This window comes from Cryobacterium sp. TMT2-18-2 (genome assembly GCF_004402245.1).
In the GTDB taxonomy this organism is placed as follows: Bacteria; Actinomycetota; Actinomycetes; order Actinomycetales; family Microbacteriaceae; genus Cryobacterium; species Cryobacterium sandaracinum.
On sequence record NZ_SOFU01000044.1, the window covers coordinates 1 to 13,311 of the forward strand.

9 protein-coding genes and 2 pseudogenes are annotated in these 13,311 nt (G+C 62.7%); 2 read left to right on the top strand and 9 right to left on the bottom strand.

Features of this window, described 5'->3' with window-relative positions:
• Positions 1-117: 117 nt before the first annotated feature.
• On the top strand, positions 118-756 hold the full coding sequence (locus E3O22_RS15685; protein WP_134393520.1) for a hypothetical protein: 639 nt from the start codon (positions 118-120) through the stop codon (positions 754-756).
• Positions 757-1,124: 368 nt separating this feature from the next.
• Here E3O22_RS15685 and E3O22_RS15690 read toward each other — a convergent pair whose 3' ends face one another.
• The 9 genes and pseudogenes from E3O22_RS15690 to E3O22_RS15730 all read right to left on the bottom strand — a co-directional run bounded on the left by E3O22_RS15690 (position 1,125) and on the right by E3O22_RS15730 (position 12,464).
• Positions 1,125-4,151 carry a glycoside hydrolase family 38 C-terminal domain-containing protein gene (locus E3O22_RS15690; protein WP_134393521.1) on the bottom strand — a complete coding sequence of 1,009 codons (3,027 nt, stop codon included), beginning with the start codon at positions 4,149-4,151 and terminating at the stop codon, positions 1,125-1,127.
• A 54-nt stretch (positions 4,152-4,205) separates the two neighbouring features.
• Positions 4,206-5,090 (bottom strand): carbohydrate ABC transporter permease, encoded by an 885-nt coding sequence (locus E3O22_RS15695; RefSeq protein WP_134393522.1) that lies wholly within the window; start codon positions 5,088-5,090, stop codon positions 4,206-4,208.
• 3 nt (positions 5,091-5,093) lie between these two features.
• Positions 5,094-6,044, bottom strand: coding sequence for a carbohydrate ABC transporter permease (locus tag E3O22_RS15700; RefSeq protein WP_369827953.1), 951 nt, complete (start codon positions 6,042-6,044; stop codon positions 5,094-5,096).
• Positions 6,045-6,098: 54 nt separating this feature from the next.
• Complete coding sequence (locus E3O22_RS15705; RefSeq protein WP_134393523.1) at positions 6,099-7,469, bottom strand: extracellular solute-binding protein; 1,371 nt, start codon at positions 7,467-7,469, stop codon at positions 6,099-6,101.
• 164 nt (positions 7,470-7,633) lie between these two features.
• A complete protein-coding gene (locus tag E3O22_RS15710; protein ID WP_134393524.1) occupies positions 7,634-8,833 on the bottom strand; it encodes an ROK family transcriptional regulator in 1,200 nt (399 codons plus the stop codon).
• Between the two features lie 179 nt (positions 8,834-9,012).
• Positions 9,013-9,156 (bottom strand): annotated as a pseudogene (locus E3O22_RS16605) (FAD-dependent oxidoreductase); the annotation flags it as partial.
• A gap of 81 nt (positions 9,157-9,237) precedes the next feature.
• Entirely contained in the window at positions 9,238-9,966 is a 729-nt protein-coding gene (locus tag E3O22_RS15720) for a hypothetical protein (RefSeq protein ID WP_134393525.1), read from the bottom strand.
• Positions 9,963-10,607: a helix-turn-helix domain-containing protein gene (locus tag E3O22_RS15725; RefSeq protein WP_104194499.1), complete on the bottom strand. Its 645-nt coding sequence runs from the start codon at positions 10,605-10,607 to the stop codon at positions 9,963-9,965. Before E3O22_RS15725 ends, E3O22_RS15720 begins: the two co-directional genes overlap by 4 nt.
• A 795-nt stretch (positions 10,608-11,402) precedes the next feature.
• Complete coding sequence (locus E3O22_RS15730; RefSeq protein WP_134393526.1) at positions 11,403-12,464, bottom strand: hypothetical protein; 1,062 nt, start codon at positions 12,462-12,464, stop codon at positions 11,403-11,405.
• 442 nt (positions 12,465-12,906) lie between these two features.
• Between E3O22_RS15730 and E3O22_RS15735 the strand changes: the two are divergent.
• Positions 12,907-13,311 (top strand): annotated as a pseudogene (locus E3O22_RS15735) (flavodoxin family protein); the annotation flags it as partial.

Genomic DNA, 13,311 nt, shown 5'->3' on the forward strand with positions numbered 1-13,311 from the left:
CACCGGCAGGATCGGCCTGCAGGGACAACATCGGCCTGGATTGACTGTGGACACACTTGCCCTCGCCTCGACGATCGGCTCGCGAATCCGCCGGGGCGCCTGGCACGTGAGTGGACGGTGGATGACTTCGATGCGGCAGCCGGCGTCAGCCGCCGCCAACTGGTGAATATTGAGCAAGGCGAAGCGAACCCCAGCCTTGTCGGTTACGACCGGGCCCGCCGCGGCGACCTCCTTGCCCACATCCAGGGCCTCGGCAGCCGCGCCCTCCCCTTCTGCCCCGACCAGCTCGCCTTCGACATCGACCTGCCGCTGCCTGACTTCTACCGGTCGGTCACTGCCCTCGACCTCCGCGGCCGCACCCAAACGGACGTGGAACTCCGTGACCTCGGCCTCGCCGTCAGCCAGCACCAGATGACCCGGTTCTACCCCCTCTTCAAAAAACTCGGAGTCACCCCCGCCTCAGAACTCGTCAACCTGCCGGGCGGCACCGAAGCCCTCGTCGCCGCAGTACGCCTCGCCACCCACACACCCCCAATGCGAAGCGGCAAACGCGTCGTCTTCCTCTCACTCGACGACGGCAGTGGACCGGTATCCAACGTGGTGTTCTTCCACGATGCCCAGGCTGCGATCGGGGCGTCCGTGTTCCGCACCCACTACGCGCTGATCCGCGGCCGGACCCGGCGCACCGGCGCCCGCGGCGTCTCAATGGCCGGCGAGCAGATGTGGACCTGCTCGACGTGGCAGGGAAAGTCCTAGCACGTCAGGCTGCGGAACGGGCACGGGAACGGGCTGTGGTCGAGGCAGAGGCCGCGGACAACGTCATTCAGATGTGGAGGCGGAGGGCATGATTGACAGAGTTGCGGACGGGTCAGCGCGTTGACGTTCTCTGAGAACCAATCAGCACTGTTACTTCGCTTAGCGGGACTCTTCTGCGCGATGCCCATCGGAATGGACCAGTCCGGCCTTCAGTCGCCGGCCACAGTGGCCCGCCGGCGGCTGCGGCGACGCCTTGGGTGGGTGTGGTCGTGAACGGCACCGCGCTAAGCCTCAATCTGACCGCTGGATAAAGGATTAGTGTGGTGCCGACTCCCGGACCGCCGACAGTCTCGTCAGCCGAGGTGTCATCATTCGAGATTCTCTGTCGTGGTGCGGTGAAGGCGCAGTGTGACGAGCTGGAACGGGCGGAGCGAAAGCGAGATGGTTCGGTCTGGGCGCCCGATCACGGCGCTTGGCTCAGTCTCCCGCTCGAGCAGGTCGGTCTCCGTGACGTCCGACCAGCCGAATCCCGGAGCCAGATCACCGCGCGCACGCGCGCCCAGTGACTCGTAGAGCCGCACGATCACGTCGCCGGAACGGTCCTCCGCGAGCTTTACAGCCTCGACGACGATCGCCGGATTGGTCACGACGACCAGGGGTGCCACCGGGCTGGCTCCCCTTACCTCGCGCAAGGGCAGATTAACTCGATAACCCTCGTCGACGGCATCCGCGATCTCGGCACCGACGCGCAGCGAGACGACGAACTCCTGCTGGCCCTGATCCGAGGCCGGGTCGGGGAAGAGGGGCGCGCGCAGGAGGGAGACGCGTACGACGGTGCTCGTGCCGCCACCAGGCAATGCGGCGCGGCGGATGTCGTGCCCGTAGCTTGCGTCGTTGGCGACGGCGACACCGTAGCCCGGCTCGCCCACGTGAACCCAGCGGTGGGCAACAGTCTCGAACCGGGCGGAGTCCCAGGAGGTGTTCGCGTGGGTCGGCCGGTAGACATGTCCGAACTGCATTTCGGATGCTGCGCGGTCGGCATGAATCGCGAGGGGGAAGGCGAGCTTCAGGAGTTTCTGAGACTCGTGCCAGTCGATCGCTGTGTGGATGTCGAGGGCACCGGTCGCGCCGTTGAGTCGAAGGGTCTGGACCACGGATGAGGAACCAAAGGATCGGTTGACCCGCACCCCGAATCCGTCGTCCGTGACAGCGACGCTGGAAGCCCCGGTCAAGTCGCGCCCGACGTTCTTGTACGTCTCGTCGATGTCCCAGGCGTCCCACTGGATCGGGGTGTCCCGGAACAGCTGCAGCAGGTTGGCAGTCTCGCCGGCGGGGATGACTTCTCGGTCGGCGACGAGGTCGCGCATCGACACGATGAGTCCCCGATCGTCGATGACGACACGCACCCGGTCATTGGCAATCACCAAACCGGCCCCGCTTTCGGTGACCTTGGCCGCACCCGCCCTCGCCGCGGTCGCGGCGGAGAGGCCCGGGACGCCGTCGCGTGAGTTCGGTCCGGCGTTGAATGTGAGCGGATGACTGCCGCTGCCGGCCAGGACCTCGAGGGATCGGGTGATCTGTTCACCCAGAGTCTTCGCGACGGCCGCGTAGTTGCGCTCAGCCTCCTGGTGCACCCAGGCGATCGAGGTGCCGGGAAGGATGTCGTGGAACTGCTGTAGGAGCACAGTCTTCCAGACGTCGTCGAGGGCGTCGTACGGATACTCCGTACCTCGAAGGACTGTCGCAGCAGTGGCCCAAAGCTCTGCTTCTCGGAGCAGGTGTTCGCTGCGACGATTGCCGCGCTTCGTCTTGGCCTGGGAGGTGTAGGTGCCGCGATGGAATTCGAGGTACATCTCCCCCGACCAGACCGGCGCCTCGATGTACTCGCGGTGCGCGCTCTGGAAGAACTGCTCCGGCGTCGTCATGGTGACGCGTGGCGATCCCTCGAGGTCACGCGTACGGGCCGCAGCGGCCAGCATCTCGCGGGTTGGGCCTCCACCGCCGTCGCCCCACCCGAATGGCAGGAGCGAAGTAGTGCCGACCCCCTTTTCGGCGTACTGCCGCTCCGCCTTGGCGAGCTCCTTACCGGAGATTTCCGCGCTATAGGTGTCGACTGGGGGGAAATGAGTGAAGATTCTCGTGCCGTCGATGCCCTCCCACCAGAAGGTGTGATGCGGCATCCGATTGGTCTCGTTCCACGACATCTTCTGCGTGAGGAGCCAGCGAGATCCCGCCGCTGCCACGATCTGCGGCAGAGATGCGGTGTAACCGAACGAATCCGGAAGCCACACCTCGAGCGGCTCGACGCCGAGCTCCTCCATGAAGAACTTCTTGCCGGCGACGAATTGCCGTGCGAGCGCTTCACCGCCGGGCATATTCGTGTCGGACTCGACCCACATCCCGCCGACCGGAATGAATCGGCCCGCCGCCACCTGCTTCTTCACCCGCTCGAACAGTTCCGGATAGTAAACCTGCAGCCACGCGTACTGCTGCGCCGAGGAGGCAGCGAAGGTGAAGTCCGGGTCCTCGTCCATGAGCGCCAGAACGTTCGAGAAGGTTCGCGCGACTTTGCGCACGGTCTCGCGCACCGGCCACAGCCAGGCGGAGTCGATGTGGGCGTGACCGACGGCGGCAAGGCGGTGGGCACTCGCGTAGGCGGGACTGGCGAGCACGCCGACGAGCGTCGCACGGGCGGCCGCCGCCGTGCCCGCAACGTTGTCGGGATCGAGAGCATCGGCCATCCGTCCGAGCGCGTGCAGGATGTCGGCCCGTCGCGGAAGACTGTGCGGAAGCTCATTCATCAAGCCGATAAGGGTCCAGGTGTCCTGCAGGAGCTCCCATACGGCGACGTCAAGTTGTCCGAGTTCGAGCCGACGCAGAACGTAACTGGTCGAGTCGCCCGCTGTGGCCTTGTCGCCGAGCTCGGTAACGCCAAAGGTGAAAATACCGGCGATATTCGGATTGGCGGCCGCCTCGAGGTAGATGTCGACGGGCTCCCCAGCGTTTCCCGCCGGGATGTAGCTGTTGAGGGGTTCGATCGCTTTGATGATCACGCCGTCCGCCGTGTAGGCGGTGCCCTCGGCCTGGAAGCCCGGGAGCGTGGCGGAGAACCCGAGGTCGACGACGACCTCAGCCCGGGTGCCATCCTCGGCCCACTCGGCGGGCACACCTCCAGTGAGATGGAACCAGACGGTACCCCAGGGCTTGCCCCACGCACCGCCGACGGCGAAAGGCTCGTAGCTCTGCCCGATGGCCGCGTCGAAAGGCACCGGCTCGTCATCGACGGTCCAGGAAGCGATTGTCAGCGGGGCGGTTCGGCGATAGACGGCGGGCTTGATCCGTTCCCGGATGACGCGCTCGATTCGCGCTTCGAGGAGGACTCGATTGTCATGCATGGTGGCTCCTTAGCCCGCGATGGTCCTCGCCGCGCGGCGAGGCGTGATGGTGAGTTATCCCTTGACTGCGCCCGCGAGGGCGAACGAGCCGCCGATGCCGCGGGACACGAGAACGTACAGAACGATGGCGGGCACCGCATAGACCAGCGAAAACGCTGCGAGTTGTCCGTAGGCGATCGCGCCGTACTGGCCGAAGAAGCTGTAGATGCTGATCGCGGCGGGTTGCTTGCTCGGCGAGAGGAGCAGGATGAACGGCACGAAGAAGTTGCCCCAGGCCTGAAAGAAGACGAAGATAGCGACCACGGCGATGCCCGGTCTCATCAAGGGAACCACGATCACGCGCAGGGCTCCCATCGCCGATGCGCCGTCGATCCAAGCTGCTTCCTCGAGGGTGATCGGCACCGAATCCATGAAGTTCTTGGTCATGAAGATCGCGATCGGCAGAGACGAAGCGGCCATGAAAAGGATCGTGCCCGGGATCGAGTCCAGCAGATTGAACTGGACGAAAAGGCTGTAGACCGGCACCATGATTGCCGTGATCGGCAGCCCGGTCGCGAACAGCACCCCGTACATGAACGGCTTGTTGAATCTCGCCTGGTAGCGGGACAGCGGATAGGCCGCGAGCAGCGCGGCGACGATCGTGATACCTGCCGTACCGACGGAAATGATCAGGCTATTCCACAGCGGAAGGAACGTGAGTTCGGGAGTGAGAACAGCCGCGAAGTTGTCCAGCGAGAACTCTTCAGGAAACTTGGTCTGGTAGGTGGCCTTGTTGTCGACGGACGCGAAGATGAGCCAGCACAGGGGAAGAAGAAAACAGGCGCCGATCAGGACGAGAACGGCATTGGCGAGGAACCCGATCACGCTCTTCTTGGGGGAGGCTACCGAGACGGGCCGATCGGACTTCCGGGCCTCGGGCGGTGCGGCGATGACTGACATCGGCTAATCCTTCTGCGGACGCAGTGCCCGAATGTAGACGACGGAGAAGATCGCGCCGATGATGAGCATGACGGTGGCGATGGCTGTGCCATAGCCGATGTTGCTGAATCGGAATGCCTCTTTGTAAGCGAGGATCGGCAACGTTGTGCTGTCGTTGCCGGGCCCTCCCGCGGTCATCACGTAGATGAGGGTGAAGACCGACAATGTGAGCAAGCTGATGAGCATGGTGTTCGTCACGATCGTGTTCTTGATCATGGGAATGGTCACGAGAAAGAGGCGCTTGGAGCCGCCGGCTCCGTCGATCATTGCCGCCTCGGTAATCTCCGGCGGTACGTCGTTGAGGGCGGCCTGGTAGACCATCATCGAGAACGCCGTGCCACGCCACAGGTTCGCCAGGATGATCGCGAACATGGGGAAGCTATACAGCCAGTTGGGGCCGGTCATACCGAAGTTCGCCAAAATCTGGTTGAGGGTGCCGTCAGCACTGAAGTAGGCGTAGCAGACGAAGGCGGCGACGATCTCGGGCAGGATCCACGCGGCGACGATGATCGTGCCGACGGAAGCGGTTACCTTCTTATTGGCCTTCTGCATGAGAAGCGCGAGACCAAGGCCAAGGATGTTCTGTGAGATCACAGCGGAGCCGAAAGTGAAGATCGCGGTCAGCCAGAGCGAGAGGGGAAAAACGGGATCGTTGACGAGCTTGACGTAGTTGTCGAAGCCGATCCACTGGGGGTTGCTCGCGTTGACACCGGTGAGCGACGCATTCGTGAACGACCCGTAAACCGACCAGATGATCGGTCCGGCGAGAAACGTGATCATGATGAGAATCGCCGGCACGAGCGGGATCATCCGCACGGCCTTGACAATTCCGCGCACCCGGCGGCGGCGGGAACCCGAGTTCGGTTCCGGCCGCCGCACGTGTGTGTCCTGCGGTGCGAGCACTTCTGCAGTCACTGTGTTCCTGTTCCCGTTTTATCTGTGGGCGCGCACCTGGGTGTCTCGGTACTGCTACTTCTGGATGACGCCCTCGGCACCGACGATCTCTTCGATTGCCTTGTCATAGGCTGCGGCCGCTTCCTCGGGAGTTGCCTTGTCGGTGATGACTGCCTCGTTGGCCTTCTGGACCTCGGCTGAGATCTGGTTGTAGTCAGCCGTCGCCGGACGGAAGTTCGTCACCTCGACGATGTCGGTGACGGTCTGGACGAAGGGGTTGGCGGCAATGTAGCTCTCGTCGGCGGCGACATCCTTGCGAACGGCAATCTGCGAGTTCTCGTTGTCGTATGCGAGTGCATTGTCCTTGCTCAGCGCCATCGCCATGAAGTCGAAGGCAAGCTGCGGGTCGGCAGTTTTAGCTCCGACTGCGAGTGTCCAGCCGCCTGACATGCTAACGCCGCCCGGCTTCTGGCCGTTCTGGGTCGGGAACACCGTTGCGCCCATGTCGTCGACGTACTCGGGCCACTCGTAAGAGCCACCGGTCTGCCAGAACGAAGGCGTGTAGGAGCCCTCGATCGTTGCGCCGAGAGTCGCGTTTGGGAACATTTCCCCGAAGATGCTCTTCCAGATGTTGGGATCGAGCGCCTGTGCCGGAGTCAGAGCGAGTTCCTCGGAGTAGAGCTCGTCGACGAAGGTGAGGGAGTCGATGAACCCCTGCGAGCCAGTGACCCACTTCGAGGTTTCCGAGTCGTAGAGCGAATCTCCCCCGAGTTCGGTGCCATAGAGGAGTTGGTAGAAGCCCTGCATGTTCGAGCCCTCGCCGGTGCCTGTTCCAGCGTAGAAGTTGAACGGCACGACGTCAGGACTGCTCGCCTTGATCTGGCGTGCGGCCTCCATGACGTCGTCCCAGCTCTTCGGCTCCCAAGGGAGAGCGATTCCGGCCGCCTCGAAGACGGGCTTGCTGTACCAGATCGCACGAGTATCAGTACCGAGGGAGACGGCATAGATGCTTCCGTCGTCGCCCTCGCCTGCCACCTTGGCGGCGTCGGTGAACTGGTCCCAGTCCTCCCACTCGGAGACGTACTCATCCAGGTTGAGGAGGTACCCGGCATCCGCGTCCGCTCGCAACGCATTGGTGTCTTCGTAGAAGATGTCCGGTGCGGTCTCGGCCGAGCGCTGTGAGAGGGCGAGTTTGGTTTTGTAGTCGTCATCTGTTGCTGCGATGGGCTGCAATTCGACGGTCACGCCCTCGTTGGCGGCCTCGAAGTCCGCCTTGGCGGTTGTGAAAAGCGTGTCGAGAGCGGTGAAGGCGTCGGTCTTGATGTAGGCGACCTTGAGGACCTTGTCTTCGCCCTCGGATGGCGCCGATCCGGCCGTGCATCCGGTGAGTGCTACCAGTCCGCCGATCGCGAATGCCGATAGGGCGATTGCTGCTCTTTTCTTCATGGTGCTCCCCTTTGCTCCAAGTACAGATGGTCATGCGGAATGTGGTGCCGACGCACTGGAGAGAAGAGGATGCCTCGCTGCCGTGCCTCGATTTAATAGTACATCGATTAGATAAACCAGCATCAAGGTTTGACCGGGCGTGTCTTGCCGAGTTCCGCACTCGCTCAGGACAGAAGGAGCGCTCTGGGATTCGGAGCGAGTGCGCGATCCAGCACCAGGCAGGCTGCCCCAATCGCCCCTACGTCCTCCCCCACCGTTGATCCCGCCACTGAGATTCGGTGGATGCTTCGCGTGGCGCGGAGCTCTTCGAGCAACTCGGGGATCCTGCGGAGGTAATATCCTGAAAGGCGTGCCCAGAACGGGCCGCCGAATACCACGCGATCGACGTCGAGTAGGTTCGCGATGATAGCCACCGCTTTCGACATCCGTACGGCTGAGCGCTCCACGATCTCGATCGCGGTCGCGTTGCCCGCCTCAGCGGCCGCACACAGCTCCGTGAACCGCGAATCGACAGTGCGAGTGTCGTTGGCGCCCCAAGCATCGTCGAGGACGCCCAAGCGCTCTGCTTCCTGGACGAGTGCCTGGGGCGTACAGGTCACAGCGATGCACCCGCGCAACCCACACAAGCACTTCGGGCCTGCTGGATCGGTGACGATGTGCCCGACCTCTCCTGCGTTTCCGGAGCTTCCCCGGACTACTTCGTCGTGCATTACGAGACCGACCCCGATGCCGGTGCCAAGGTAGAAGAAGGCAAAGCTGCCCAATCCGGATTCCCCACCGGCCCACATCTCGGCGATCGCCGACGCGGTTACGTCCTTGTCGAGGATCGAGGGAAGCCCGACGCCCGACTGGAGCGCGTCCCGCAGCGGAACCCGATGCCATCCGACCAGGTGCGGCGGGTCGACCACCGTACCCAGCACATTGTCGATCGGCCCGGGGGCCGCAATGCCTACCCCGCCGATCCGTTCCCGCGGCACTCCTGAGTCGTCGATTAGCTGCTCGAGCGCCTCGACGATCCGTTCGATGATGAGGGTCGGGTCCATCACCGCTGGGGTCGGAAAACTCGACCGTCTCACGACGCTGCCGGTGAGATCAAGCATTACGAAGGTCACGACCGTCGGATCGACGTGAACTCCGAGCGCGTAGCGCCCGCCGGGATTGAGCCGCAACATCGTGCGGGGTTTACCGGGCCCCGTGCCCGCCTTGCCGGCTTCCTCGATGAACCCGCTGTCAAGCAGGCGCCTGGTGATGTTTGAAATGGTCTGGGGAGAAAGCCCGGTAGCAGTCACGAGCTCGACGCGACTCAGGCCGGTGGCGGATCGACGGATGGCGTCGAGAATAACCGACTGATTGAAATCGGCCATCGCCGGGAGGTTCGTACCCCGACGCGCCGTCACGTCCTTCTGGTCGCTCATGTCACGACGTTAACGCGTCGACGCAGATCTTCGATGACGAGAAGCTTCTCAGCCTTGTTGAGCAGAGCGCAGTCTCTATTGGTCGGCATGAACTCGATGTTAGTAGCTGGCCGTAGGGGGCCATCTGGATGCCGCCACTGGCCGCCGAGTTGCACGACGCGGCCAGCGGCAGTCCTGGTTTGCTCGACCCGCCCGCCGGGCCGCGCGCGAGCCTCCAACACAACAACATCCGACCCGGCGTTCATCAGGTCCCGGGCAGCGCTCAACCCAGCAAGGCCAGCTCCACGGGCGACAGTTACGACAACGCCATGGCCGAAGCGTCTGAGTCTGCCATCCGGCCACCGGCCTCGCTGCTACGCGTTCAGCGCGATGGTCAGCCGTTCGATTCCGAGGTCAGCCCCGTCGATGACGGGGATGATTGTCCCATCTATGCGGATGGCCCCGATCGCGTTACCGAGCAGCTGGCGGTCCCGCTTGCTCATCTGCACGGCCAGCTGGTCTCCACGGGTGACCAGGGTGCTGAGGACGGCGAAATCTATGAGATGCCGCTTGACGCCCTGGTCAAGCGGTGCGGTGAATGCGGCAGCTTTGAGGACGAGTGCTCCGAGCAGGCTCGGCCGCCAGATCTGGGCCTGGCGCCCGTCATGGTTGACGGTAACCAGCTCGGCTCGGTCGATTCCTTGGTTGGATCCTCGGGCTTCCAGGGTGGTGCCGCCTGTGACTCCTCGTCGTGCTGCGGCCTTCCCACGGACGTGCTCTGCGATGAGGAGGTCGATGGTGGCATCGCCGCGGGTCCACCGGTGCTGATGGCCTTCTGGGCTTTCACCGGCGGACTCGAATCCGATGTCAACGAGGGCCTTGGTGACCTGATGGAGGATGGTCGGCTGCGCGCGCACATCCAAAACAGCATCCGCGTCGTCGGTCGGCCGATTCGGCGTGGTGTCGCGTTCGACGCACCAGAGGTGCACCATCTGGCCGCCAACCAGGCACCAGTTATTCGGCACCTTCTCGGATAGGTCGAAAAGGGCGTGCCAAGCCAGCGAGGACCTCTGACCGAGTACCGGCATGTCGATGACGGTCATCGGTTGCTCAGCAGTTCCTTGATCCGCTGACTTTCGCGTGGCCCGGCGTGGTCGGCGAGGTCAGCGAGGACAAGGCCCAGCGGCGCTCGCCCGTCGGCGTCAGCTTGGACACGAGCCAGGTGGAGCCAGACATTCGCATTCTTCGCCTTCACCAACAGGTACTCGTTGATGAGCTGCTGGGCGATCTCGGGGTCAACATACGCTTCAACCTCATGTTCGCTGCTAAGCCCCGCGCGGTCGTCACTGATTCCGGAGAGGACTATTCGCTTGTCGCTGCGGAGGTCACCGAGATCATCGGCGTTCGCGTGCAAGGCACGGACCGGTGCGCGATTCCGGAGCCAGCTGGCAAGGAGGAGGGCCGGCGCATTGCTTTCTGCCAGGGCAGCGCACTTGCGGTTCAGGAGCCAGCGAGCCTTCGCCTCCATGTTCTCGGGTTCGACGCCCGACAGCAGAGCGATGAGCGACCATGAGTTGGCCGGGCTCAGCGGGCGGGAGAGCGGAGGCTGTCGACGGAGCTCCGACTCGTCGATTCCCCAGCTTGAGCCGATCTTCTCGGCATCGACCTTGCCCTCGCGGATCAGCTGGTGCACGCGCGCGACAGAGATGTCCTGGCGGGCGGCGTACTCTTTCACACTCAACATGTCACAAGGGTACAACCGCTGAAACCCTTGTGACAAGCGACAGCACCAAATGAATGTGTCAGGCTCGTCCAGATGAGGGACGGCCCAACTGACGGCCCCGCAGCGCGACCACCTCCGTCGCGCCCTGGTCCGCCAAGCCTATGAGCCTTCCTGTCACACGTGGTTTCTGGGTCATGACGGTGCGAGTAACCAGCTCAACGACGTCTCCATAGCCGGAATGATGAGATTTGAACCCGCGACCCCTCATCTCAATCGAATCCGGGTACGGCTCAGAGCCGAGCCACCAGCGAACACGCGTAGACCCTCCTGATCCGCAGGAATTCAACAATTTCAAGACGCCAAGGATTGGTGACCCGCCCACTCGACGACGCCACACTAGACGAAAACGTTGAATTCGGGCACAAAAAGCGGCAAAAGTGATGGGAAAACCCAAAGGAAAAGTCCTGATAAACCTGATTTCATCAAGACCTTTGTGGGCCGTTTGCGAAAGCCAGCAGGGCGCGGATAGTGGGTGACCGCGGAACTCGTATTCCTCCGCCAGCCTTACTCTTTCCTCCACCCGTCCGCGATCCGATCCGTGACCTCGTCGAATGGGATCGACCACGGTGCGGATGCCCTTGCTTCTCCGTCTCAAACTCCGAGAGCAGCATGGACATCTTCACGGCCACCGAAGCCACGTACGCCCTATCGTTCTCATTCTTTGGGCTGACAATATTTGCAACTACGCCGATCGAAATTCTTTTGCAGGCTCTCGCTCCTTCGAGGAAGCCGGCAAGCCCGTTTCTGTTGCCGTTGTTACCGTCTGGGCGGCTGCGGCGGTCTCACCCGCGACGACGATGCGCTAATGGCTGCGGGCGGAATAGACCGCTCGGAACGGAGCAACGCGATGATGAACTCGACGACGCCCGCTGCACCGACACCCAGAAGGACGCCCCCAAGGAGCGTAGACCACTCCGCTTCTTGGGCCGCGTTGGGCACCGTCCACCGCGCGTTCGCCGATCGAATCGAAGAACGGACTCCGGTCTCATAGGCCAACTTCTGTGCGTCAGCTTCCTCAGCTGTTTCGTCTCCAGTTCGGCCAAGCAGGTCTTCTGTAGACCATTGAACGGCGCTGATTTCTTGCGGAGCATCCGTTTGCTCGCTGTCTTGATATAGGGCCGCGATATCGTAACGCACAGTGCCGCCTTGGATCGCCTGAGGCGATACGTTGCCTAATACCTCCGCCTCTGGCGCAGCAAGGCTGGTCGTCAGTGTGGAATCGGCAGCTGGACTCTCGAGATCTGGAAACGAAGGTTCGGCTCTAACGAAGGGAGTGCGAGCGACCCGCTGTCCGCCACGCGAGTCGGTCCATTTACCGATGGAGTAGTCCCCAATGAAAAGCCCATTATTGAATGTGATCCTCTGCCAAGCCGGCCGTTCTGCAGTAACGAATTCATAGTCGTACTTGTAAGAGTCACACGCCTCTTCACTCCCGCCTTCGTCGACTTGAATGATCCCAGAACCGCCCGCGGCGCTCACCCGGACGTGATCGAACCGAGTACCGCAGAACAAAATCAAGTAGCCCCGGTCCACGGTCTCGCTGTTGTCATCGGAGACATAGGCCTCAACCTCGACGAATCCAGTGGACATGAGACCCCACCGAAAGACCATTCGGTGTGGATCGGTTTCAAGACTCAGGTCCACCCCGAGCTCAATCTCCGGGTACGCAAGCGAGGGATCGAGCGTGGCGACTTGAGTTCCATTGTTCGCGAGGTGCAAACCGCCCAAGGAGACACCAGCGATTGCCACTAGAGCCAAAATAGCCAACGCGGCAGTCCGACCTCGATTCGTCACCTGGACCTCCCGGATGTGGACCATGCGTGGCAGCGTACTCTCAGCAGAGGGCGGGCACCCTTCGGTGGCCCTGGCGATGGCACCACTGGCCTGCACCGGACGCGCGTGACCGTCCCAGGCACGGTAGCCCGTCCGCGCCAGGTGCCGACCGGTCGGCGACGTACGAGTGCTGATGGTCAACCGTGCCGGACCCTTGAGCCTCCGGGACATTTGGTCGGGCTGACAGGATCTGAGCGACCCCCTGAAGGTTCAGGCCTTAATTTAGTCGTTGCCGAATGGCTCCGAGAACCCTCGGATTCCCTTGTGTTCACAGGGAACCGGGCGGTTCAATGCCTCCAATCGTACGTCATCGTTTTGGGTCAAATAGAGATGAATTGGATGAGTAAATGATGATCATTTGAACCGCTTTTAGCGGGCGCATGTTGCTGCTGACGCTGACACCATAATCTTCGGCACCCCGACCTACATGGGAAGTGTGTCAGTCGCATTCCATGCTTTGGCTGAGGCCCCCTCCAAGCCCTGGATGCAACGCACGTGGCAGGACAAGCTCGACGCCGGATTCACCATCACCGGCTCCATGAGCGGCGACAAGCTGCATACGCTGCAGTACCTCTCCCTCCTCGCCGCACTGCACGGCATGCATTGGGTCAGTCTCGGGCCGCTCCCCGGCTGGAACACCACCACGTCCAGCGACCACGACGACAACCGTCTTGGCTTTTACCTCGGAGCCGGCGCACAGTCGTGGAATGACCGCGGACCCGACGCGGTCCTGACCGGCGCACCGCGCGTCACCTCGGCAGCCGCGTCGCAAAGCTCGGGCAACTCGCCATCTAAACTGGGTTTGGTGCCCACGGAAGGAACCTCAATGAGC